The following is a 24,792-nucleotide window of genomic DNA, read 5'->3' as shown; positions in this document are numbered from 1 at the left end:
TCATGGCGGTAAACTCTTTGTCAAATGTTTTTTTCTCAATTTATTGGTTAGGGGAGATACGGAATGAGTTCTTTGGTTATCAGGTTTCAGGAAATGGAAAAATTGCAGCTTGCGCTCGTTGGTGGAAAAGGATTAAATCTAGCGAAGTTATCAAAGGTTGAAGGAGTACAGGTCCCCGATGGATTTTGTGTTACAACCGTCGGATATCAAAAAGCCATTGAACAAAATGAAACGTATCATGCTTTGCTGGATCAATTAACCTTGTTGAAAGTAGAAGAACGAGAGCAAATTGGTGAAATCAGCAGGAAGATAAGGGAACTTATTATAGGCGTAGAAATCCCTTCCGATGTTGAAAAAGAAGTTACTCACCATCTCTCCAAGTTTGGAGAGGAGCATGCGTATGCAGTGCGTTCCAGTGCGACCGCTGAAGATTTACCACATGCCTCTTTTGCGGGTCAACAAGACACCTACTTAAATATCATTGGGAAAGAAGCAATCATGCAGCATATCAGCAAATGTTGGGCTTCCCTGTTTACGGATCGCGCAGTAATCTACCGTATTCAAAATGGATTTGACCATGTTCAAGTTCATTTGTCCGTTATCGTTCAAAAGATGGTTTCCCCAACGGCCTCAGGGATTTTATTTACGGCTGATCCGATTACATCCAACCGGAAACTGCTTTCCATCGACGCCAGTTTTGGACTTGGTGAGGCGCTGGTGTCCGGCTTGGTATCTGCCGATTGTTATAAAGTACGGGAAGGTGAAATTGTCGATAAGAGGATAGCTGCCAAAACGTTGGCTATCTATGGACGCAAAGATGGTGGAACGTATACTCATCAGATCGATCCCATTCTGCAAAAGACGCAAACACTTACTGATCAACAAATTTTAGAACTGGCACGTATAGGAAGACAGATCGAAGCTCATTTTGGTTTTCCGCAAGATATCGAATGGTGTTTGGCGGATGATACGTTTTATATAGTCCAAAGTCGGCCAATCACAACGTTATACCCGATTCCTGAAGCGAGTGACCAAGAAAATCATGTGTACCTATCTGTGGGTCATCAACAAATGATGACTGATCCCATGAAACCGCTGGGCTTATCTTTCTTTCTATTAACGACTCCGGCACCCATGCGTATAGCTGGTGGAAGATTGTTTGTTGATATTACGCCTAGGCTGGCTTCGCCTGTCATGAGAGAAAACTTCATAAATACCATGGGACAATCCGATCCGCTCCTTAAGGACGCACTTACAACTGTAATCGAGCGCGGGAATTTCATAAAATCGTTACCTATTGATCAGCCAGCACCAACTCCACGTACTAACAATCTACAGAGCACGTCTGAGGGTTTTCAAGCACATATTGAAAATGAATCGACCATCGTCTCTGATTTGATTAAGAGCAATCAAGCCTCAGTAGAGATGTTAAAAAGGAGTATCCAAAACAAATCTGGATTGGATTTGTTTGAATTTATCCTTGAAGATCTGCAAGAATTGAAGAAATTTCTATCTGACCCACAAAGCTCAAATGTATTTATGACTGCCATGAATGCTTCAGCATGGATCAATGAAAACATGAAAGAGTGGTTGGGTGAGAAAAATGCAGCAGATACGCTGTCTCAATCTGTACCTAACAATATCACTTCGGAAATGGGTCTGGCATTACTGGATGTTGCAGATGTAATTCGTCCCTATCCTGAAGTCATTGCTTATTTACAGCATGTGAAAGAGGATGACTTTATGGATGAACTGGTTAAGGTTGAGGGTGGACAGGAAACAAGGGACGCAATCCAAGATTATCTGGACAAATACGGAATGCGATGTGCCGGAGAAATCGACCTGACCAGAACCCGTTGGATGGAAAAACCCATTACACTTGTACCGTTGATTCTGGGTAACATCAAAAACTTTGAGCCTAATGCAAGCAAACGGAAATTTGAGCAGGGACGACAGGAAGCGTTGAAGAAAGAACAGGAAATATTGGATCGATTGAAGCTATTGCCTGATGGTGAACAAAAAGCCAAGGAAACGAAACGAATGATTGACCTGGTTCGCAACTTCATCGGTTATCGGGAATATCCCAAATACGGCATGATCAATCGTTACTTCGTATATAAACAGGCTTTATTGAAAGAAGCCGAACGACTTGCACAAGCGGGCGTTATTGCCGAAAAAGAAGATATATACCTTCTCACTTTTGAAGAACTTCGTGAAGTTGTACGCACCAATAAACTGGATGGGAAGATCATTACCCAACGGAAAGACGATTACAAAATCTATGAAAAGCTAACTCCACCTCGCGTGCTCACGTCTGATGGTGAAATCATTACAGGTCAGTATAAACGTGAAAATATGTCAGCCGAAGCCATTGTCGGCCTGCCTGTTTCTTCCGGAGTGATAGAGGGCCGTGCACGTGTTATCTTCAATATTGAAGATGCTGATCTGGAAGATGGAGATATACTAGTGACTCCCTATACTGATCCGAGCTGGACACCATTATTTGTTTCTATAAAAGGCCTAGTTACCGAAGTGGGTGGACTGATGACCCATGGAGCTGTGATTGCGCGTGAATATGGATTGCCAGCCATTGTCGGAGTGGAGAATGCTACCCAACGAATAAAAGATGGGCAGCGAATTCGGGTACATGGGACAGAAGGATATATCGAAATATTGTAAATGATATACGAATTGAGATTGTACAGTAGTGATCGCGCATCAGACCTGATGTGCGATCGTTTTTGTTTTCAAAGTCAACAACGGAAACGAATCGTACAAATTCAATTACTAATCAGAGCACTTAATTCTGCCTGAAAGACCTTCTCATTATTTTGGTTAAAAGTAGTAAGCAGCACGGTGACAATTCCACCACTGCTCCTTCTTGGAGCCAATTCAATCACTTCTGATAGAACACTGATTTCATCATCTGGAAACACAGGTTTGATGAACTTTATGTTATTCATACCGGTTCCTGCGACAACATCTTCTCCATATATCCCGAGTTCCACCCAAAGTTTGAAAGATGTGCTCATCGTCTGCATACCCGAAGCAATGAGGCTGCCGAAGCGGCCTTCTTTGGCTTTGGCTTCATCTATATGCATATATTGAGGGTCATAAATTTTTGCAAAATCAATAATATCCTTCTTTGACAATTGAATAGACTCTGTTCTATAGGTCTCGCCTATAACATACTCGTTAAATTTCAATGATGTACACCTCCAATAGCTACTCTAAAGGATAAGTCGAATTTAAGGCAAGTAGGATCACCTAGAACATGGATCTTAGGTTCTATTATACCCATGTAGAGGTTGCACAAAAACTATTGAATTCTTTAGTGCCCAAAATGAGTACTAAGCAAATTTAAACATGGATCAACTAGGCAAACATTTGATTATACTTCATATATCCTCTTGTTGAAATTTTAGGACTTTCACGGAAGATTTAAATCCTATAGCTATGTATTAATGTCAGTAATCAACATAGCCCGTACAGGTAGTATACTTCTATACCCATTGCTAAGTCTCCCTGTATTTTTGCGTTAATGAAAACATTTTCAAGCATGATTTAGATAATTATACATATCGCATTCGGGATTTGTGTATTTTCATTTGTAGGAGTAATTGCTACACTGTGTATATCGATAATGAGAATCATTATTAGTGGACTGGAAGCAACATTATTTTATGGAGAAGGGTGGGTAGAGGAGATACATAACAGAACTAAAGGAGTGTAAATAATGCAAGCTTCTACAGCCACATCTGGAGCTGGATTTAAAGCAGCCAAGAAAGACATTAAAGTATTTCCCATCGTTCTTGCTTTTTTGATGAGTGGGTTCATCGGTCTGTTCGGTGAAACGGCGTTAAACGTCGCGCTTACCGATTTGATGCAGATATTCAACATTGGATCGGCCACCATTCAATGGCTGACAACAGGCTATTTGCTGACCATGGGGGTTCTAGTTCCGTTATCAGGCCTATTAATTCAGCGTTTTACAACAAGGCAGCTGTTTGTGACATCACTTTTATTTTCATGTCTCGGTGCTTTGATTGGAGCAGTTGCTTCAAGCTTCGGGGTGTTGATGGTTTCGCGCATTATTCAAGCAGTAGGAACTGCGCTTTTACTACCGCTTATGTTCAATACGATACTGCTCATTTTCCCGATCGAAAAGCGCGGTGCAGCAATGGGCCTAGTTGGGCTCGTTATCATGTTCGCCCCTGCGGTCGGACCGACAATTGCCGGACTGCTCATTGAAGCCCTGAACTGGCATTATATCTTTTGGCTTTCATTCGTTTTTCTTGCTATCGCCCTGATCATTGGGATTATCACGATGCAAAATGTTTCCGAAACGACCAGGCCGCGCATTGATTTACTATCCATGTTACTGTCGACCCTCGGCTTTGGAGGTATCGTCTATGGTTTCAGTAGCGCTGGTGAAGGAGATGGGGGATGGACCAGTTCTACTGTCGTAATATCTCTTGCAATCGGTCTTGTTGCTCTTATTCTTTTCACAATTCGCCAGTTGAAAATATCCAATCCATTGCTTGACCTGCGCGCATTTAAGTACCCGATGTTTGCAATCGGCGCTCTTATGGTGGCACTTTGCATGATGGTCATATTATCTTCGATGCTCGTGCTGCCAATGTACCTGCAAGTAGGGCTTGCCTTCTCCACGCTTAGCGCAGGTCTGATCCTGCTGCCCGCGAGTGCATTGAACGGACTTTTGGCTCCAATTATGGGCAAGCTGTTCGACAAATATGGACCCAAATGGATCGTCCTTCCAGGGATTGTCTTAGTAGCTGTGGCACTTTGGTTATTCTCTGGAGTTACGCTGGCTTCCTCGGTCGCCTTTATTATCACGGTTCATGCTATTATGATGATTGGCGTTTCAATGATCATGATGCCTGCCCAAACGAATGGTCTCAACCAGCTTCCACCGCAGCTTTATCCGCACGGAACGGCAATTATTAACACGATGCAGCAGGTATTTGGTGCGATTGGTACAGCTGTTGCGGTCAGCGTAATGAGTAATGGGCAAGCGAAATATATGAGTCAAGCCACGAATCCAAACGACCCTTCACTTATCCCGTTTTCCTTGACTGCCGGTGTACAGGATGCGTTCATATTCGGCATGATCGTTGCCCTCGTTGGGTTTGTACTCTCCCTTTTCATCAAAAGAGTAGTGGTCAATCGCCTGAACTAACATGGACAAAACAATGACCCTTTAAAAAAAGTCGCTAAGTTAGCGGCTTTTTTTTAGTTCATGTCTAGAGTTGAAAAGATTAGCTCATTTCAGTTCGATTTCCGAAAACACCGATCCCCTAGAAGGAGAATCCCCTATAATCGGTTTGCTTATTCCAGATCCGCAACTTCTCAGCCATGAGATGGTGTACCCCAAGACAACTGAGTCAGTCCCCCCGGATTAGGCGATAATCTAGCCAATAACCTGAGTTGCAACGGATGGAACTTGTTTAATTTGCTTGAATATATTGATCTGTTCATGATGATGCTATGGCATAATGTTACAGCTGTAATCAGGTCTCTATCAGATAACTTGGATAAATTTCCAGTAACAAAAGGATTGTCAAACTAAAAAAAATATGATATTTTCATATCTGTAACCGGTTACACATAGGAGTGAACGTTCATGACAACAATAAAAGATGTAGCTAATTTGGCTGGCGTTTCAGTAGCCACCGTATCAAGGGTCATTAATGAAAGAGGTTATGTTCATGCGGACACTCGCAAGAAAGTGGAGGAAGCGGTCAAGCAACTTAACTTCTCTCCCAATGAAGTGGCCCGCTCTTTATACAAGCGTAAGTCCAAATTGATTGGCCTGCTGCTACCGGATATTGCAAACCCTTACTTTCCGCAGCTTGCACGCGGCGTAGAGGACCGGATGCAGGAGCAGGATTTCAGATTGATTTTCGGAAATAGTGATGAGGATGAACAGAAGGAAAAGGATTATATCCAGACTTTTATCCAGAATAATGTAGTCGGCGTAATCTCTTCAACGAATTACCCTCATTCTTCAATATATGAGAACTTGAAAATTCCCGTGGTGTTTCTTGACAGAACACCTCTGGACAGTCCTTCCGTATATGCGGATGGCAGAGAGGGTGGACGTCTGGCTGCACGGGAGATCATCAAGCGCGGAAGCCGCCGAATTACAGTTATGCAGGGACCGGCACATATCAAACCTGCACAGGACCGTTTTGAAGGTGCAATCGAGAGCATACGTCAGGCGGGTCTGGATTACCGCGTAATCCAAACGACATCATTTTCCTTTAACGATGTTGGGTTATGGGCCGATGAGCTTTTCAGCAAGTATGGCGATACGGACGGAGTCATTGCAAGTAATGACATCGCAGCTATGGCAGTACTGCACGAGGCACTGCGAATTGGAAAAAAAGTTCCTGAGGATATGCAGATTATCGGCTTCGACGATATCCCGATGAGCAGCTTGCTATCTCCTGCATTGTCGACCATTCGCCAACCGGCATACGAGATGGGAAGGGAAGCTGCCGGTTTGCTTATCAAACTGGTGGAACAAGCTCCAATCGAAAACAAACACATACAGCTTCCGGTCAGTTTCATTGAACGGGGCACAACAAGAAAGGTGAATTCAGATGGCTAAAATATGCGTAATTGGCAGCAGCTCCATGGATTTAGTTGTTACTTCTGCAAGGCGGCCGGGGGCGGGTGAAACCGTTCTTGGCGACAGTTTCAAAACAGTTCCGGGCGGCAAAGGAGCAAATCAGGCAGTCGCTGCCGCAAGGCTGGGGGCCGACGTTTCCATGATCGGCCGGGTGGGCGATGACGCTTTCGGTACGGCTATTTTAAATAATTTCAAAGCAAACGCTGTAAATATGCAGAATGTGAAACCGGTTACACATATGGGGAGCGGTACGGCTCATATCGTGCTGGCTGAAGGTGATAATAGTATCGTGGTGGTTGAAGCGGCAAATCGCGAAGTTACACCAGCCTATGTCGATGAAGCGGCAGAAGTGATCCAACGTGCCGATATTGTGTTGATTCAGCAGGAAATTCCGGAGGAAACCGTTGTTCGTGTCAGCGAGATTTGCGCCCAAAGCGGAACTCCCCTGTTGTTGAATCCAGCGCCGGCTAGAAAAGTACCGGATGATGTCATCGACAAAGCTGCTTATATCACACCGAATGAGCATGAGGCCGAGATATTGTTTCAGGGCATGACTCCGGCAGAGGCGCTGCGCAAATATCCAAACAAGTTGTTTATTACGGAGGGCAGCAACGGAGTTCGATACTTTGACGGGGAGCAGGAAATTGTTGTACCTACTTACAAGGTGGAACCAGTGGATACAACCGGAGCGGGTGATACGTTTAACGGCGCATTTGCGGTTGCTCTGGCGGAAGGCAAACCGCTACAAGACAGCATTAGATTCGCCAACCGGGCTGCATCGCTATCTGTGACCAAGTTCGGGGCGCAAGGAGGCATGCCGACACGGGATGAAGTGGAGGAAAGCCTGAAATGAAGAAGCAGGGAATATTGAACAGTCATATCTCCAAGGTGCTGTCTGATCTGGGTCATACGGACACGATTGTCATCGCGGATGCTGGCCTTCCGGTTCCGGAAGGGGTACCCAAAATCGATTTGTCCCTGAAACTGGGGACACCGAGTTTTCAAGAGGTCGTGGAGCTTATAGCGGACGATATGGTCGTAGAGAGAGTGATTTTGGCAACAGAGATCAAGGCAGGGAATCCAGAGGCTTTGCAATTCATTTCTGAGAAATTTGGCGATGAAGCCATTGACGTTTCCATCAGTCATGAACAATTTAAGGCATTGACCCGGAATGCCAAAGTAGTCATTCGTACGGGAGAAGCTACGCCGTATGCCAATTGCATCTTACAATCGGGCGTCATTTTCGGTTAAAAGGGGGACGGTATCATGCATATTCAGATGCAAGACATATATAAAGCGTTTGGTACAAACCAAGTGCTAAGCGGGGTGAATTTCGATCTGAAAGAAGGCGAGGTTCATGCCCTGATGGGAGAGAACGGGGCTGGCAAATCCACGTTAATGAACATTTTGATTGGTCTTCATGGGCGGGATCAGGGAACCATCTCCATTGACGGCAAAGAAACCTATTTTGCCAATCCGAAGGAAGCTGAGAAGATGGGGCTTGCTTTTATTCATCAAGAGTTAAACGTTTGGCCAGAAATGACAGTGCTTGATAATCTCTTCATAGGTAAGGAAATAACTTCGTCTTTTGGATTGCTGAACACAAGACAAATGAAAGCGCTTGCCACTGAGCAGTTTGCCAAGCTTTCCGTGCAGATCCCGCTGGACCGTCCTGCCGGGGAATGTTCTGTCGGTCAGCAGCAAATGATTGAAATTGCCAAGGCACTGATGACCGATGCCAAAGTCATCATTATGGATGAGCCAACCGCAGCGCTTACGGAGCGGGAGATCCAGAAGTTGTTCGGCGTGATCGCTTCTCTTAAGAAAAACGGTGTCTCCATCGTATATATCTCGCACCGGATGGAGGAGATTTTCACAATTTGCGACCGGATTACGATCATGCGTGACGGCAAAACGGTAGACACCAAGGCGATCCCGGAGACGAGTTTTGACGAAGTGGTGCGGAAGATGGTCGGGCGGGAGCTAACGGAACGTTATCCGGCACGAAATCCTTCGTACGGTGAAGTGGTCCTGGAAGTACGGGACGCAAGCAGCAAAGAATTGTTCCAGAATATCAGCTTTACGGTAAGAGCAGGCGAGATCCTCGGATTCTCCGGGCTGATGGGCTCGGGACGGACAGAGATCATGCGGGCAATCTTCGGTTTGGAACCTTTGGACGGTGGCGAAATTATGATTCGAGGCAAAAAGGCTCATATTCGGAAGCCTGCCGACGCGGTTAGACATGGAATTGGATTTATTACCGAAGACCGGAAGGATGAAGGTTTGGTATTAGATTTCTCCATTCGTGAGAATATGGCCTTACCCAATCTGTTCAGCTTCTCAAGTAAGGGGTTCATCTCGACTCAGAAAGAACAGGAATTCGTCGATACGCTCATCAAACGTTTGCAAATCAAGACGCAATCATCCGAAACGGCGGTACGAAACCTGTCAGGGGGCAACCAACAGAAGGTGGTTATCGCCAAATGGGTCGGCATTGGACCGAGTGTGCTCATCCTGGATGAGCCGACACGTGGCGTGGATGTTGGAGCCAAGAGAGAGATTTATCAGTTGATGAACGAGCTGACAGACCGCGGAGTTGCCATCATTATGGTATCTTCCGAGCTGCCCGAAGTGCTCGGCATGAGCGATCGAATCGCGGTTGTGCATGAGGGCCGTATTAGCGGTGAACTGGCAAAAGAAGAGGCAACACAGGAAAACATTATGACATTGGCTACAGGGGGACAATGATATGACAACTTTGCAGGAAAACCAACCCGCCAAAAGCGGTTTCCGCTTGACGAATCTAACACAGAAATTAGGTCCGTTGCTCGGACTGATCATTCTGATTATCATCGTATCGGTATTGAATCCAAGCTTTTTGGAACCGCTTAACATATTGAATCTATTGCGCCAGGTTTCGATTAACGCGCTGATTGCCTTTGGTATGACATTTGTCATTCTGACAGGCGGCATCGACTTGTCGGTGGGCTCCATTCTGGCTTTATCTAGCGCCTTTGTAGCCAATATGATGCTGTCTGGCCTGGACCCGATTCTGTCGATCATTATTGGGGTTGCGCTCGGCGGTGTCATGGGTATGGTGAACGGGCTGATGATTACGAAGGGCAAGATGGCTCCGTTTATTGCTACATTGGCGACGATGACGGTGTTCCGGGGATTGACTCTGGTGTATACGAACGGTAATCCGATTACTGGATTGGGCGACAGCTTGTTGTTCCAACTGTTCGGTCGTGGTTATCTGCTTGGTATACCGGTGCCAGCGATCACAATGCTGATTACTTTTGCGATTCTGTGGATGATTTTGCACAAAACGGCTTTCGGCCGTAAAACGTACGCGCTTGGTGGCAATGAGAAAGCGTCCATTATCTCAGGTATTAAAGTGCATCGCGTGAAAATCATGATTTACTCTCTGGTAGGTATGCTGTCAGCGCTGGCAGGCGCGATTCTGACCTCCCGTCTGAATTCTGCGCAGCCAACAGCAGGTACTTCATATGAACTGGACGCTATTGCTGCTGTTGTTCTGGGCGGAACAAGCCTGTCAGGCGGTAGAGGACGGATCGTCGGTACATTGATTGGGGTCCTGATTATCGGCGTGTTGAACAATGGTTTGAACCTGCTCGGAGTGAACTCGTTTTATCAAATGGTTGTGAAAGGCGTCGTTATTGCCATCGCTGTCCTGCTGGACCGCAAGAAAACGGCTTAAGGAGAGAAGCGAACATGAAAAAACTAACCCTATTGCTTGTAAGCGTAATGATGATCGTTCTGGCAGGATGCTCTCTGGAGCCTCCGGGTTGGGCCAAGCCCGACTCTGCCGGAAGTAATGGACAGAAAAAAATCGGCCTGTCGGTTTCCACGTTGAATAATCCCTTCTTTGTTTCCCTCAAAGACGGGGTAGTTGCAGAAGCTAAAAAACAAGGAATTCAGGTCATCGTGGTTGATGCACAAAATGATTCAGCCAAACAAACCAATGATGTAGATGACCTTATTCAACAGGGGGTAGAAGCCCTGCTGATTAACCCTGCGGATTCAGCGGCGATCTCCACGGCCGTTCAATCTGCCAATAGTGTGGGTATTCCTGTGATTACACTTGACCGTTCGGCCGACAAAGGCGACGTGGCAGCGTTGGTCGCATCGGATAACGTCAAAGGTGGACAAATGGCGGCGGAATATTTCGTAGAACATCTTGGCGAGGGAGCAAAGGTGATTGAACTTGAGGGTGTACCCGGAGCTTCCGCAACAAGAGAGCGGGGGAAAGGTTTCCATGAGGTTGCCGACCAAAAACTCAATGTGGTTGCCAAACAGTCTGCCGATTTCGATCGCTCCAAAGGTTTGAATGTGATGGAGAATCTGCTGCAAGGGAATCCTGACGTGCAGGCGGTATTTGCCCATAACGACGAGATGGCACTGGGCGCGATCGAAGCGATCCAAAGCTCCGGTAAAGACATTCCTGTGATTGGATTTGACGGCAACGATGATGCGATCAAATCCATTCAGGATGGAAAGTTAACGGCAACGGTCGCTCAGCAGCCAGTACTGATTGGCCAGCTGGCGGTGCAAGCTGCTCTGGACGTGCTGGACGGCAAGCAGGTAGAGAAATCGATTCCGGCTGAATTGAAGCTGGTGACCAAGGAAAACGCAAACAACTAAATATCCTTGTAAATCCCGTTCTGGACAAAACTCCAGAGCGGGATTTTCGCTTTGTATTCACCCGCTTCGGACGGGACCACAGTTACAGAATTACAACTTTACATTGCTGACTTTCACACCTATTATGTAACAGAGCGAAAGAGTGAGCGGAATAAGAATCTCAGATATAAAGAGAGGTCTGCAATACATGGAAAACGTATCAACTGAAGTTAAAATGGAATCATTTCAAGCCTTTCAATCGACAATCCGCAAATCGGAAAACGCCCTGGCTAATATGTCTCAGAAAGGTAGTAACACTACCTTATTAGATAAACGCCTCAACGCTTTGTACATCGGCTTAGCTATGTTGGAAACTGCTTGGAATCTAAAACCTCATCACTACACCGAGGAAGATTTAACTGAAGCTCGCAATGTTTTGGCTGGTTTATTACCATTACTTGATAACATGTATGATAAGTCAAAAACCGGTAGCCCTCAAAAAACGCTTATAGAAAGAAGAATTAAAGCATTTGAACTGGCTGTTCAGGCCATGGATGACGTTGTGGAAAAATAAATTGCTCTTGAAGCTTGATTATGAACAAAATTTGGTTTCATTGGAAATCGCTAAAGTTATATTGATAGCAATAATTGAATGTAAGCTTAAGTGAAAGCTGAAGGATCAGGTTTTATTGAAAGAGTGCAATTGTGGACCATGGGTATACTACTCGCTGAGTGTGGAGAAATCAAATTAAAAAGATCCCAAAAAACCATCTCAATAATTGAGATGGTTTAATTTATTTTCATAATATGGTTCAAACATATTGACTCAATCATCAGAATAAACGGTTGTATTGAAACTTTCAGGCCCCAAGCGTACGTTACTCACATTGTAAATTGGATTATAGGAGAATGTGGCGTACGCTGAGTAGACGAGCTGTCCATTGCCAGGGGGTGGGACATTGTACTCCGAACCGGTAAAGCTTAAAATGCAAGGACTGAAAAAAGGGTTGGCCAATACAGTTGTAGTGGCCCGATATACAAGCTGTTGCGAACCGCCTAACCCCCTGTATACTTCTATGACAAGATTCCCGTTAACAGGCAACTGACTTGCCGTAACTTCGACTATCCCCGAAAAAAAAGTCCGGATCCACATACCCGGGTTGCTGATCTGCAATCCAACCTGGGCAAACAATAGCGGGACACCATTCGTGAAGCTGGGAGTTAAAACATGCTGCCCATTGGAGCCTTGGGAAGTCCGTGCATCTAACGTTTTAACCATGAAAATTCCTCCTTCCGTATTTTCATAGAGTCCTATTAGCAATGAGTTAATCGTCGCTGTATGCAACCGCATTGAAACATTCTGGTCCAACGCGGCTGGCTTGCTCTGATGGGGATGCCGGAACAAATGTCACAAAACAAGAATAGATAAGCTGCCCGGAAGGAGGAGGAGGCACATTGTAATCAGAACCATCGAAGCTTGCCAGTATGCTTCCCACAGAAGGAAATATGGGTTGGGAAACGACATAAATTGGCGTGCCTGTATAGGTCGAGCCTCTGAAAATTTCAAATCGAATTGAAGAAGGTTGTGAGGACAAATTTGCTACCGAAATCCGATAGGTTCCGTTAAACTGAGTGCGAATAACTAATCCTGGATTGACAATGTTTAGCCCAAGGACACCCACCAAAGTAGGCGTATTTGGAGCGAGTGGGACATTAAATGGAGCAACACCGTTAGACCCGAGCGAAGTACGGGCGTCATGCGTACGAACCATAGCAATTCCTCCAATCTATAATTTTGTTATATCTTATGTAGCTAGTTTCAAAGAGTTGTCAGCTAAATGGTAATGATTTTCTATGATTTTGAAAACAACCCAACTATTATGGCTATTGGAAAAATACGAATCGAGGGACATGATGCTATTGTTCCTTCGAAATTAACCTTATAGCTCTGCAACAAGGCGAGTTTCCCAATCGTGCACTTAAATGTATAATAATTATTCGAGGTGATGATGATGGCAAGATCAAAAGAGTTTGAAGTTAATGAAGTATTAGATAAAGCAATACACTTGTTTTGGACCCAAGGATATGAGAAAACCTCAATGCAAGATTTGGTTGAATTTATGGGCATTCACCGCAGAAGTATCTATGATACGTTTGGGGATAAGCACGCTCTATTTATGAAAGCTCTTGAACGATATGAAACGAAGCAGACCAACAAAATGAGCTTTTTAGTTGATACACAAAAACCAATCAAAGAGATCATTCGGGCTTTGTTTGATTCAACAATAAGAAATGAAGGACAACCTTTAGGATGTTTTCTTGTAAACTCAGGCGTGGAACTGGGCGTATTGGATCCTGAAGTTGCATCCTTGGTTAATGAGAGTTATTTGCGAACGGAGGAATTGTTGAGAAACCTTGTTTTGGAAGGCCAACAAACGGGTGAAATCAAGGCTGACGTTGACCCTGTAGTTATTTCACATTATTTAATGAATGCTTGGGTGGGGATACGAACGTTGGTTAAGACCACAACGGATCAGCAAAAATTAAAAAATATTATGGAAATGACACTATCCGTTTTAGATTGAAAGTGGAGTTATAATATGGCAGGCAAAGAGGGAGTTGTCTCCATGAAGGCTGGTTTGTTTTAGTGATACAGGTTCTTATCCTGTTAACATTATAAAGAACTTGTATCGCATGTCTGGCAAAACTCATAGTTCCCTGTTCCAACATCATTATAGAGTAGTCAGAAAATAATTCTTTACTGTTCGTTCTAGAAATGATATTCTAAATAGCAAGTTAGATCTAACTGTTTTTTTTACACAATTAAGAATGATCGTTCTAAATTAATATTGAAAGCTTATCTATACTAAAATACATGTTGAGAAGGAGAAAATATGCTGAAATATACAGTTATCACGGGTGCAAGTTCAGGGATTGGATATGAGACAGCATTGGCGTTTGCTGCACGAGGCAAAAACTTAATCTTGGTAGCTAGAAGATTGGACAAATTAGAAGAACTCAAATCAGCAATTCAGAATATTGATCCTGCTGTACATGTTATTGCTCATACAAGTGATCTATCGGATACAAGTCAGGTATACACACTTTATAACACTCTTAAGGAATACCAAATTGAGACTTGGATTAACAATGCGGGGCTCGGTGAAGGTTCTTTTGTAGCAGAACAGAATCTGGAGAAAGTTGAAACCATGCTGCGTGTGAACATTGAGTCCCTAACGATCCTTTCCACACTCTATGTGCGAGATTATGCAGATGTAGAGGGAGCTCAGTTAATTAACGTCGCATCTGCACTTGGATATGCCATTGCTGTTGGAAGTGTTGCGTATTCAGCAACGAAATTTTACGTTAGTGCCTTCACAGAAGGGCTTGCCAAAGAACTTGAAATAAAAGGTGCAAATCTAAAAGCAAAGGTCCTAGCTCCAGCTATAACGGAAACGGAATTCGTGAAGAAATCATTAGATACAGAAGATTTTGATTACAAAGCAAACATGTCTAAATACCACACTGCCAAAGAAATGGCAGGTTTCATGTTAGATCTATATGATAACAGCGAAGTAGTAGGGATTGTAGACCTGAACTACAATTTCAATCTGAGAAGCCCAATCTATCCAATCATAGGAGCACTGCATTAATATTTCATTAAACATGGCGTACAACTAAACATTGTGCGCCATGTTTTTAATCTGATCCTAGAGGTTGGCTTCCTTAATAGAAAAGAAATTCCCGCACTCTCCCTGGAAAGGAATATACCTGCTCAGATCCAAACGATGTTTCAATTTTTAGATAACCCACAGAAAACAACGATTATTGATTGATTTTTCCCAGCGATGTGTACCAGTCGTTCACCTCTTCAGTTATCTCATCGCCACCTAGCTCGTGCCATCTAACGACGACGAGATCGAAGCTTGACAGCGGCTCCTGCCCATATACGATTTTGAGCATCGCGTCATGCAGTAACTCGTCAAGGGCGTCACCGATCTTTTCCATCGTAGGCGTCGGAGCTCCTGTGAAGGCATCTGTCTTATAGACGGAGGGATTGCTTTCTACGATTTGCCAGCCCCTCAGCTCCTGAGGTGTACGGAGCAGCTTATTTTTGATGTCATATGACGTCTGATCGGATGCACCACTGTTGATGCGAGCAATCGATTCACTGAGCAAGTTAGGGACCGAGGGGAGAGACAGGCTTAAGAGATACTTCTGGGGGTCTGCAAAGCCACCCGGAACCTGGCTTTCCAGGAATGTCACCTTGCCATCCTCATAGCCGTAGTCGTAGCCTTCAGCGATTCCCCAGCGATACGGTGAGCCAGCAGGAGGATCAATGAAGTTGTCATAAACAAAGTTCATATAGTTGAAAAAAATCTCGGGATTCGCCATATCTGCGTTGATAGCAATTGCGCCATATTCTGGCGGCGTGCCACGCGTACCGGATAAGCCGCTCGGCCCGAGGGGGATCGGGTACGCCTCGAACCGGGCGTCCGGCTCGTTCGCAGTCACGTTCCCTAACGGCCATCCGGCCGCCCACAGCGGCGCCACAATCATGCCTGCCTTGCCAAGCTTCCATGATTCCGTCGCTTGAACCTCATCGAGAATCTCAGCATCTTTCGGTATGTAGCCTCGCTCCATCCAGCGTTTTAACGTCGTTAGACCTTGCCGAACACTTGGTTGGACCGAGCCGTAAGACAGCATCCCGTCCGCGTCTGTGCTCCAGACGTCCGGCATTTCCCCGTAAGCCCCAAACACGAAGCCCGCATCCGACATCCAGGTGAAAAACGAATTTTTCAAGCTGATGCTAAGTCCATAGGTGTCGTCTTTACCATTGCCGTCCGGGTCAAGATGAACGAACGCATCCATGACGGACTCCATCTCTTCCAGGGTGGTGGGCGCCTTCAAACCAAGCTTATCAAGCCAATCCTGACGGATGTACAATACCTCATTCGAATTCATCTTGCCGTCGAGGATCGGTATTGCCATTTTTTTGCCGTTGATTATGTACCGGTCCCACGACTCGGGTGCCTGCGCCATGGCTGCTTTCCACTTGGGTGAGGCATACTGCTCGAACAACTCTCCTACGTCGCGGAAGGCACCGGAGCGCAGCAACGGATACATATTTTGTCCACCCTTGAATGTGACGATGTCGGGAAGGGACTGACCGGTCGCGATCAAGGTGTTCAGTTTATTGATGTAGACGTCCTCATCACCAGTCGTCGTCCAGAGGTAGCTCACCTTGATGCCGAGCTTGTCCTCAAACAGTCGGCTCAGTACGTTGTTTTGCAGATCCTCACCGTTTTTGAACTCGATGTCCGGGTACAAATGCCCAACGGTCGTCAAGACCACAGGAGACTCATATTTTCCATCGATGAACGAAGGGGCAGGTCCTACAGACGTGTTCTCTTTCTCCTCTAGTTGGGAGGGTCCCGTTGGATCTTCCCAAAAGATGAACGAAAAAATCATGACGACGAGGAACAAGATGATTGCGAGGCCAAATAGCCCTGTCTGCTTCAACCATTTCCAGCTTCTCATATCTCTGTTGCCTCCTGTTCACGGACGACTTTCCAGCGCAACGTCACCTGAAGTCCGCCCAGTTCTCCGTTAGCCAGCTCCATATCGGCCTCCGAGCCGAGCAACGCTCTCATCCGCTCATATACATTGTGAAGCGCCCACGCAGTATTGGCGTCCGTGCCGTAGTAGATTGCATTACGAAGCGTGTCGAGTTGACCGGGCTCGACACCACAGCCGTTATCCGCCACAATCAGCTCACAATATTCTCCGTTGGAATAGCCACTAATTCGGATGTCCCCAACCATGCGCAGCGACTCAATGCCGTGCAGAATGGCATTTTCCGCGAGAGGTTGTAGAAGCAGCCGCGGCACCTGTATATCGAGGAGCTGCTCCTCGACATCAATGGTGAAAACGAAGCGGTCCATCTGAAGGCTCTGGATCGTCAGGTATAACCGGACGAGCTCAAGCTCGTCCCGTACCGTTGTATATGTGTTCTCGAACTTGATCGTTTGCCGGAAATAACGGCTTAAGCTTATGGACATGTCAATGACGGCCTGCTTCTCGTCTAATTCGGTCATACTCTTGATAAACGCAAGCGAGTTGTACAGGAAGTGCGGCTGGATCTGGGAGTGGAGCTGCCGCAGTTTTGCCTCCTTGGAGCGGATCTGTTCCATGTAAACCCTTTCAATTAATTCTTTGATTTCCTTGGACATTTCGTTGAAGCGCTCAAACAAATACATGAATTCGTCATTACTTTCCTGGTGGAGCGTGATGGAATATTGGCCGGATGTGATCTTCCTGACGCCCCAGAGCAGTTTACGTATCGGAATCTGCACGTCCCGGTATAACAGCAGGGCGAGCAGGATGCTGAACAGAAGCAGGAAAACGCTAGAGAAGTAGTAGAGACGCTGATTGGCATAGATCGGATTGAGTACCTCACTTATCGGGGTATAGTCCGCAATGTACCAATCTTTAAAGTTACTCAGAGCAGTGAAATTAACGAGGTATTGCTCACCGTTCAGTTTAATAAGTCGGTTACCACTCACTTCTTTACCAACCTCAAGTTGGCTTGTCAATTCACGGATGAAAGGAAGCTTCTCTGTGTCGCTTGCCAGCACATCCCCGGCCGCAGACAACAAGATTGCGCTGTTGTCGTTCGTTCCCTTGGCACGGTCCAAGTAGGCGAGTACATTTTTGGTGTCGATCTTGGCCCTGACGACATAAGACACTTCCTCCGGATCAAAGCGGAAGGTGTACGGATGCGCCAAATAATACGTTAAATACGTGCCATCGCCCGTCTGCTCATACTGCCAGAACGGACGGAAGTGCGTCTCCAGGTACAGTTCGCTTAATTTTGACGAAGAGGACGTTGAGGAGAAAGATGAACTATCCTCATCGTAAATCACCATGAATTCGGCGTTCCAGTTGTTCAGGGCATGCAAAAGGTTCAACTTGTCCGATACCCTCAGCTTCAACTTGTTCAGCTCAAAATCTCCTTCCAGAAAGGAAGGAGTCGCAAGCAGTCGCACATCTTTGTCCAGTACGAGAAAATCGCTAAAGGACGATACTTTGGACAGATTGTTGTCGATGTCTCCGGCCAGGAAAGTAAGCTCATTCAACTTCACTCTTTGAATTTCCTGCTTAATGAGCCGCACGCTGGAGCGATTGGTCAGGTAGTACAGAAGCAGGGTAGAGACGAGCAGTAGAAAGATGACAAGCACAATTTTTGTGAAAATGGTTAGTTTCATTATAATGTCCCCGTTCGGTCAGGAGGATTGATGACGGAAGTCTTGCGGTGTCAGTCCAAAATGCTCTTTGAACAACTTGATGAAGTACTGCGGCTTATGGTAGCCGATTGCCGTCGCAACGTCGCTAACCTTGAGTTCTGGTTGCTCGATAAGGATTTCCCGCGCGCGCTGCATGCGCACTTTGTACAAATATTCGCTAATATTCTCGCTTGCCTTACTTTTGAACAGAGCGGACAGGTACGCGGGATGCAGGCCGACGTGATCCGCTGCCGTCTGCAGCGTGGCGTCCGCGAGATGCGCGGTGATGAACTGCTGGACCTTACGGATGAGCGCTACTTGCTCATTGTTCCATTCGCTTTTGGTCATCTCCCGCAATCGGTCGAGCGTGAGTACTATCCAATCCTGAAGCTGGTACATATGGCGGAAACGGTTGGCTTCAGTGGCCTTGTCCAGCTCTGGAGGGATGATCTTAAGCAGGCTGAGTCCGTTTTTGTGGGCAAAAAAGCTGAAGGCTCCCATCGCGTGATAATAGAGCTCAAGTAGCGTTTCCCGTGAATCCATTCGTTTGTTTGTCACCTCAAGGAAAATGGCGTCCCACTTGGTAGAGATCGCCTCCCATTGGTAAATTTCAAACAACTGGATCATCGTGGGAGACTCGTAAAGGCTGTGGACGCGGTAGGGCTTTTCGGGCACTAAGGCGTCCTGTAGGCGGATTAAGAGGTCTGTCTCACCGCCAAGATGGCGGGTGAGTATAGCCAGTGAGTCCTGGTAAGTCTCACGCAGGCCGTGAGCCATGACCTGCCAGTGGCTCACGACGATTGAAATGCTGCTTTTGAGAAAGTGCCTGACGTGCTGCTGCAGTCTGGCCGCCAAATGTTCGAGGGACCGCTGTCGATTAAGCTCCGGTTCCTTCTCCCGCGCTAGCCACGACTCTTCCCGTACCTTGAGAACAAAGACTTCATGCTCGTACGCATCACGCCCGTGCCAGACATGGAACAATTCCGAGAAGGTTTCCTCAGCGATATTTGCGACGGCCGAGGAGAGCAGGGACTGGTCCTTCCAGTTCAACTCCTCAGCAGACGATTCAATGCGGAGGAGGCATATTGCAGTTTCGTCGCTCGGACAGAACGGCAGCCGATAATAAGCCATTTTTTCTTCGAGCAGTTTGGGAGGAAGCTTTCTACCTTGAAGCAGATCCATAAGCAGCTTTTCTCGAAACAATGGCATATGTTCGCTGAGCATGCTCATTGCCTTCACCTGTTTTCCCCGTTCGTCCCATTCCAGATGAAGCGCTTCCGTAAGTTGGCGCAGCATGTCGGCCAGCTCTCTTTGGTCGACTGGCTTGAGCAGATAACCATCCACCTGTTGTCTGATCGCCTCCTGTGCGTAGTCCCATTCGCCGTAGCCGGATAGCAGGATGCTTTTGAAGTGTTTGTCGTATTTTTTTATATGCTCGATCAGCTCCAGGCCGGAGATTCCGGGCATTCGAATATCGGTGATGATAATATCGACGGGATAGCTCTTGCAATGTTCGAGTGCCTCTTCGCCAGAGAAAGCCTTGTGAACCTTGCCAATGCCGAGAGCTTCCCACGGCATGGTGCGTTCGAGACTGTCCACGAGATGAGCATGATCATCAACAATTAGTAGCTCATACATGCTTAAATCCCCCAGTCAGTTTTCGCTTGTTACGGTTGAGGTATCTTCAACCTTTTTATTATCTGAGCAGAACTGTTCCTTTGTCAATTGCAGGCTGAAGACGCCAGAATCGTTGCCTTGAATTCGCTCATCTCGACGACTAATCCCTGCCTCAGCCTTGACGCCTCGGCAGCGAATGCCATCAGATGGCTGTCCAGCGAGGCCTGAGCGGAGGTGAGTGTGCCACTATGATTTCCCTCGCGCAGATCGGCCAGGAACCGACTCATAATACCCTCGTCACCGCCTTGGTGTCCAGCTGCACCAGCGGACGTGGTGATGATACTGCGCTTCCCACTGGAGAATTCAAACAGATCGATCTCCTCCTTCAGCAGATCGCCGCGAATCTCTCCCCCAGTGCCCATAATTTGGACAATGCGGTTGATGTCGCGCGTGAAGCCACACATACTGAACATCACCGTGGAACCACCTGCGAACTCCATGTTAACGATCTGATGATCAACGACGTTGTTGTCCGTCCGGTACACACATCTCCCATAGGGCCCGTGAAGAATAGCGTTCATTCGATTCGTCTCTGTGGGAGGAGTCGCGATGAGTGCTGCGAAGCCATTGTCTTCGAGCGGCTGCATGTAGAAACGGGGGGCGGAGTAAGGACAGCTGGCTTCCACCGCGCAGCCGTCCGTGCACCGTTCCGTCGATCCTTCAGGTGCCTCGCTGATCTGAAAGTGTTTCAGCGAACCGAATGAGCTGAGGCGTACACACTCGTCGTCAATCAGCCACCGGATCAGATCCATATCGTGACAGGATTTCGCCAATATCATTGGGCTGGCCAACTGATCGTTGCGCCAGTTGCCTCTGACGAAGCTGTGTGCGTAGTGGAGGTAGCCTACGTTCTCATTGTGCTGAATCGACACGATCTCGCCAATTGCACCGCCTGCCAATAAATGTTTGAGTCTCTGCCAGAAGGAAGCATAACGAGAGACATGGCAGATGGTGAGTAGAAGTCCCGCTTGATCGGCCGCCTCCGCCATCTTTAAGCATTCCAGAGGATCATTTGACATTGGTTTTTCAAGGAGTACATGATAGCCCCGGTCCAGTGCCGCCATGGTTGGCCCGTAGTGCATACGATCCTGCGTGCAGATGAGGACGGCATCGCAGAGTTTTGGCTGTGCCAGCAGATGCTCCCATGACTCGTAAAGTTGAGACGATGCCAAGCCGAATTGCTTCGCAGCTTCGTTCCGCCTGGCCGCGTCCGGCTCGGCGACCGCTACGAATTCGGCCTCGTCCGAATGGGCGAGTACATAGGGAGCATAGCTAAGCAGCCCTCGGGCGCCTGCTCCAATCAGGGCAAGCTTTATTTTTTTCATGGAGATATACCTCCTATTGGATTTTGCGATACCAAGGCAGACGTGAGAGGGGCGCATCAACTTGAAGTTCGGTTGGCCCGTTGATGATATTCCCATCCTCGTCCTGCCATTGACCTTCAGGAAAAACCACGTTTCTGGATGTCAGTCCCTTGACGACGACTGGCGCAACGAGCAGATTCTGTCCGAGGAGAAACTGGTCATTTACGAGCTCGTAGCCGCAGTCGGGATATTTGAACTCCAGGCTTCGCAGTATCGGTAAACCGTCTGCAGCGGCCTGGCGAGCAAGCGTGAGCAGCTCGGGGCCGAGCTCGGATCTTAACCTTACGGCGTCAAGGCACCAGGTTAGCTCCTCACCTTTCAGCACGCGCCAGGGTGCCATGGAAAACTGCATCACAGGGAACAGCGCGGCACATTGGGTGTACCTTACGAACAACTCGCTGTCAAAGTGAAATTCCGGGGAGTTGATATCGCCGTCCATACCGCCGCCGATCATATCGGGGCAGTTAAATGCGTAGCCAAGCAGTCCCTGAGCAATCGCGTTGGGTATGAGTCCGCTGAGCCCAGTGGCGTCCCACGTATGTGTCTTGTCCCGCTGGCGCTGGATGAGTCCCTGGCCACCGAGCTTCCAACACATCCGCAGCTCAACCAGCGAATAGCCAACTCCGAGGTTGGCGTAAGCTTCGCAGTCTTCAAGCTGACGCAGGGGACGAGTCCATGCAATGGGCTGGGTCGTGTCCGCTCCGCCCGGCAAGAACGGCTCGCCGGCGTCAAGCTTAAAACCATCAACACCGTAATCAGTGATCAGACGATCCATCTGCCGCTTGAACCAGGCCGCACCTTCCTCCTTCGTATAATCCACAACTGCGCTGTAACCATTCCACCAATGTCGGATGATTGGCGCCTTGTCCACGCCTGTCAGAAGCAGATCACCCGCCCGCAATTCCTTAAACATCGTGCAGTCCGCACTTACGTATGGGCACATCCAGAGCATCACCTTGAACCCCATGCCGTGAAGCGTATCAATCATCTCCCGCGGATTCGGGAACCTGTACTTGTCAAAGTCCCACATGCCATAATCCATCATCCAATTGTCGTCGATAATGAGGACGCCGGGCGGTAGCCCGTTCGCTAGAATCGATTCTGCATAACGGATAATTCTGTCCTGCGTGGGGTTATAGAACATCTCGACCCAGGTACAGTACTGCGGGGCTGTGAAGACGAGGGCGTCGGGCATTTGCTTGGAAGGAGGGAAGTGTGTGCCGGCAGCATGACGGTATGCGCCCTGCAGTGAGCTATGTTCATCTTCCACGACGACTTCACCAGCGTTATCAAAGACGGAAAGTCCATTCTCGTCCACATGGAAAGCAAACGGCTCCTCGCTCCAAATATATCTGCCCTTATTGGAGAGCAGCAAAGGCGAGGCCTGATTGTCATCCGTCACACGCAAATCCCTTGTATATGCTGTCTGGCCAAATGGCATGGAGCTGCCATCGTTGATTACACCGCCCCACCAGTATTCGCCAGGCAGCCGGGCGATTGAGATATTATTCATGGGAGAATTCTCCTTTGGAATTGCGGACAAAATCTTGTGGATGATTTGTCCCAATCGTTTGAATTTTGATACGGGTTTTATTATGCAGAGATCATCCGCAATTGGGAAGGGGATCTTAAAAATGTGGTTTGAATCTTAAAATTTGGGCATTTAAACCGGATTTTTCCTGATTTATGATGAGAACGTCAAGAGCTCACGACGATCGACTGGCGGAAAAAACGCGCATTTTTTCCGTTCTCCAGCTTTTGGAGTATGACTGCTGGACGTAAGGGTACAATCTTCATTTTTAAGAAAAGTCGAGGGGAGTTTGACGATGAATATAAGAAAAAAAATGGCGGCAGGGATCGCCAGCTTACTGCTTGTCTCGTTGATGGCGGGCTGTAATAGTTCTAATGACGGGGGCGGGGCTACCGACAGTGGTGCCCAGAAGAGCGTTACGATTTCTTATACGATCTGGGACAAAAACCAGCAGCCGGCGATGGAGGCGATCGCCGATGCGTTCACTGAGCAGCATCCGAATATCAAGGTAAAAGTTGATGCTATTCCTTGGGGCGAATATTGGACGAAGATGTCCGCTGCAGCGCCAGCGGGAATGCTGCCCGATGTATTCTGGATGCATGGTGGTCAGTTTATGAAGTACGCAGAAGGGCAGTTCCTCGAGCCGATCACAGACAAGGTGCAGGCCAATGAAATCGATCTGAACAACTACGCGTCCAACCTCGTCTCCATCTATACGCTGGACGGGCAAAACTACGGTATTCCAAAGGACTTCGATACCATTGGTCTGGCCTACAACAAGGAGCTGTTCGATCAGGCGAACATTCCTTATCCAGACGATACATGGGATTATGCCAAGCTTGCTGAAGTCGCCAAACAGCTAAGTCAGCCAGACAAGGGCATTTACGGTTTTGGCGCAAAGCTGGACACCCAAGCGGGCTACTGGAACGACATGTTAGCGAACGGTGGTTTTATTTTAAATGACGACATGACCAAATCCGGCTACGACGAATTGGCTTCGATTGAGGCACTAAAGGCCCGTTACCAGATGATTCTTGACAAGGCTTCGCCGACGCACCAGCAGATGACCGACACGGATTCGGTCGAAATGTTCAAGTCTGGCAAGCTCGCGATGATTTTCGATGGATCTTGGGACAACGGCAATCTGGCGAGTAGTGAAATTATCAAAGGAAAGTACGATTGGGCACCCCTGCCGAAGGGGAAGGTCAAGCGTGGCAATATCATTAATGGCATCGGCAACGTCATGTCCACTAAGGGTAAGCACAAGGATGAAGCATGGCAGTTCCTGAAATTCCTCGGCTCCAAGGAGGCCGCTGAGATCACGGCAGAGATGGGTGCCGCGATTCCGGCGTTCAATAATACGCAAGACGCATGGGTGAAGAACAATCCCGATTTGAACCTGCAGGTATTCATTGATCAGGCGGCGGACGCGACTCCGTACCCGAGTGGTTCAAAATCATACCCTGTCTGGTTCTCGAAAGAGGCAGAGATCATGTCACAGGCATGGGGCGGCGCGATTTCAATCGAAGAAGGCGCCAAGAAAGTGGCTGAAATGATGAATCAGGCGATTGAGGACGCAAAGTAAGCGCCCTACGCCAGGCAAAATTGTCGATGGTATTCCGGTTAACGGAATAC

20 protein-coding genes are annotated in these 24,792 nt (G+C 47.3%); 12 read left to right on the top strand and 8 right to left on the bottom strand.

The window, feature by feature from the left end:
• Positions 1 to 63: 63 nt before the first annotated feature.
• Positions 64 to 2,679, top strand: coding sequence for a phosphoenolpyruvate synthase (gene ppsA / locus AC3ITG_RS18925; RefSeq protein WP_489251017.1), 2,616 nt, complete (start codon positions 64 to 66; stop codon positions 2,677 to 2,679).
• Positions 2,680 to 2,780: 101 nt separating this feature from the next.
• Here ppsA and AC3ITG_RS18920 read toward each other — a convergent pair whose 3' ends face one another.
• Complete coding sequence (locus AC3ITG_RS18920; protein ID WP_413372038.1) at positions 2,781 to 3,206, bottom strand: MaoC family dehydratase; 426 nt, start codon at positions 3,204 to 3,206, stop codon at positions 2,781 to 2,783.
• 530 nt (positions 3,207 to 3,736) lie between these two features.
• On the opposite strand from AC3ITG_RS18920, the gene AC3ITG_RS18915 reads away from it, so the two are divergent.
• The 8 genes from AC3ITG_RS18915 (at position 3,737) to AC3ITG_RS18880 (ending at position 11,873) form a co-directional block, all read left to right on the top strand.
• Positions 3,737 to 5,200 carry a DHA2 family efflux MFS transporter permease subunit gene (locus AC3ITG_RS18915; protein WP_489251016.1) on the top strand — a complete coding sequence of 488 codons (1,464 nt, stop codon included), beginning with the start codon at positions 3,737 to 3,739 and terminating at the stop codon, positions 5,198 to 5,200.
• A 444-nt stretch (positions 5,201 to 5,644) separates the two neighbouring features.
• Positions 5,645 to 6,634 carry a LacI family DNA-binding transcriptional regulator gene (locus AC3ITG_RS18910; RefSeq protein WP_413372036.1) on the top strand — a complete coding sequence of 330 codons (990 nt, stop codon included), beginning with the start codon at positions 5,645 to 5,647 and terminating at the stop codon, positions 6,632 to 6,634.
• Entirely contained in the window at positions 6,627 to 7,508 is an 882-nt protein-coding gene (rbsK, locus tag AC3ITG_RS18905) for a ribokinase (RefSeq protein ID WP_489251015.1), read from the top strand. The genes AC3ITG_RS18910 and rbsK overlap by 8 nt, the downstream gene beginning before the upstream one ends.
• Positions 7,505 to 7,906, top strand: coding sequence for a D-ribose pyranase (rbsD, locus tag AC3ITG_RS18900; protein ID WP_489251014.1), 402 nt, complete (start codon positions 7,505 to 7,507; stop codon positions 7,904 to 7,906). The genes rbsK and rbsD overlap by 4 nt, the downstream gene beginning before the upstream one ends.
• A 15-nt stretch (positions 7,907 to 7,921) precedes the next feature.
• Positions 7,922 to 9,403 (top strand): sugar ABC transporter ATP-binding protein, encoded by a 1,482-nt coding sequence (locus AC3ITG_RS18895; protein WP_489251013.1) that lies wholly within the window; start codon positions 7,922 to 7,924, stop codon positions 9,401 to 9,403.
• A 1-nt stretch (position 9,404) separates the two neighbouring features.
• Positions 9,405 to 10,376, top strand: a complete 972-nt coding sequence (locus tag AC3ITG_RS18890) for an ABC transporter permease subunit (protein ID WP_413372032.1) — start codon at positions 9,405 to 9,407, stop codon at positions 10,374 to 10,376.
• A gap of 14 nt (positions 10,377 to 10,390) precedes the next feature.
• Positions 10,391 to 11,320 carry a ribose ABC transporter substrate-binding protein RbsB gene (rbsB, locus tag AC3ITG_RS18885; protein WP_413372031.1) on the top strand — a complete coding sequence of 310 codons (930 nt, stop codon included), beginning with the start codon at positions 10,391 to 10,393 and terminating at the stop codon, positions 11,318 to 11,320.
• A 187-nt stretch (positions 11,321 to 11,507) separates the two neighbouring features.
• Positions 11,508 to 11,873: a hypothetical protein gene (locus AC3ITG_RS18880; protein WP_413372029.1), complete on the top strand. Its 366-nt coding sequence runs from the start codon at positions 11,508 to 11,510 to the stop codon at positions 11,871 to 11,873.
• Positions 11,874 to 12,125: 252 nt separating this feature from the next.
• On the opposite strand, the gene AC3ITG_RS18875 is transcribed toward AC3ITG_RS18880, so the two are convergent.
• Together AC3ITG_RS18875 and AC3ITG_RS18870 are read right to left on the bottom strand one after the other, a co-directional pair.
• Positions 12,126 to 12,578 carry a hypothetical protein gene (locus AC3ITG_RS18875; RefSeq protein WP_489251012.1) on the bottom strand — a complete coding sequence of 151 codons (453 nt, stop codon included), beginning with the start codon at positions 12,576 to 12,578 and terminating at the stop codon, positions 12,126 to 12,128.
• Between the two features lie 46 nt (positions 12,579 to 12,624).
• Complete coding sequence (locus AC3ITG_RS18870) at positions 12,625 to 13,071, bottom strand: hypothetical protein (protein ID WP_413372027.1); 447 nt, start codon at positions 13,069 to 13,071, stop codon at positions 12,625 to 12,627.
• A 240-nt stretch (positions 13,072 to 13,311) separates the two neighbouring features.
• Here AC3ITG_RS18870 and AC3ITG_RS18865 point away from each other — a divergent pair, with 240 nt between their 5' ends.
• Positions 13,312 to 13,884, top strand: coding sequence for a TetR/AcrR family transcriptional regulator (locus AC3ITG_RS18865; RefSeq protein ID WP_489254497.1), 573 nt, complete (start codon positions 13,312 to 13,314; stop codon positions 13,882 to 13,884).
• Between the two features lie 312 nt (positions 13,885 to 14,196).
• Positions 14,197 to 14,952, top strand: coding sequence for an SDR family NAD(P)-dependent oxidoreductase (locus AC3ITG_RS18860; protein WP_489254496.1), 756 nt, complete (start codon positions 14,197 to 14,199; stop codon positions 14,950 to 14,952).
• 172 nt (positions 14,953 to 15,124) lie between these two features.
• Here AC3ITG_RS18860 and AC3ITG_RS18855 read toward each other — a convergent pair whose 3' ends face one another.
• The 5 genes from AC3ITG_RS18855 to AC3ITG_RS18835 all read right to left on the bottom strand — a co-directional run bounded on the left by AC3ITG_RS18855 (position 15,125) and on the right by AC3ITG_RS18835 (position 23,139).
• Positions 15,125 to 16,840, bottom strand: coding sequence for an extracellular solute-binding protein (locus AC3ITG_RS18855; RefSeq protein WP_489251011.1), 1,716 nt, complete (start codon positions 16,838 to 16,840; stop codon positions 15,125 to 15,127).
• Positions 16,837 to 18,567 (bottom strand): sensor histidine kinase, encoded by a 1,731-nt coding sequence (locus AC3ITG_RS18850; protein WP_489251010.1) that lies wholly within the window; start codon positions 18,565 to 18,567, stop codon positions 16,837 to 16,839. The genes AC3ITG_RS18855 and AC3ITG_RS18850 overlap by 4 nt, the downstream gene beginning before the upstream one ends.
• Positions 18,568 to 18,585: 18 nt before the next feature.
• Positions 18,586 to 20,223, bottom strand: coding sequence for a response regulator (locus AC3ITG_RS18845; RefSeq protein ID WP_489251009.1), 1,638 nt, complete (start codon positions 20,221 to 20,223; stop codon positions 18,586 to 18,588).
• Between the two features lie 83 nt (positions 20,224 to 20,306).
• Positions 20,307 to 21,587 (bottom strand): Gfo/Idh/MocA family protein, encoded by a 1,281-nt coding sequence (locus AC3ITG_RS18840; protein WP_489251008.1) that lies wholly within the window; start codon positions 21,585 to 21,587, stop codon positions 20,307 to 20,309.
• 13 nt (positions 21,588 to 21,600) lie between these two features.
• Positions 21,601 to 23,139, bottom strand: coding sequence for a glycoside hydrolase family 31 protein (locus tag AC3ITG_RS18835; protein WP_489251007.1), 1,539 nt, complete (start codon positions 23,137 to 23,139; stop codon positions 21,601 to 21,603).
• Between the two features lie 313 nt (positions 23,140 to 23,452).
• Here AC3ITG_RS18835 and AC3ITG_RS18830 point away from each other — a divergent pair, with 313 nt between their 5' ends.
• A complete protein-coding gene (locus tag AC3ITG_RS18830) occupies positions 23,453 to 24,742 on the top strand; it encodes an ABC transporter substrate-binding protein (protein ID WP_489251006.1) in 1,290 nt (429 codons plus the stop codon).
• Positions 24,743 to 24,792 lie beyond the last annotated feature (50 nt).

It is taken from the genome of Paenibacillus sp. GL_099_B (assembly GCF_057835695.1).
This window is presented reverse-complemented; position numbering and strand designations above follow the sequence as displayed.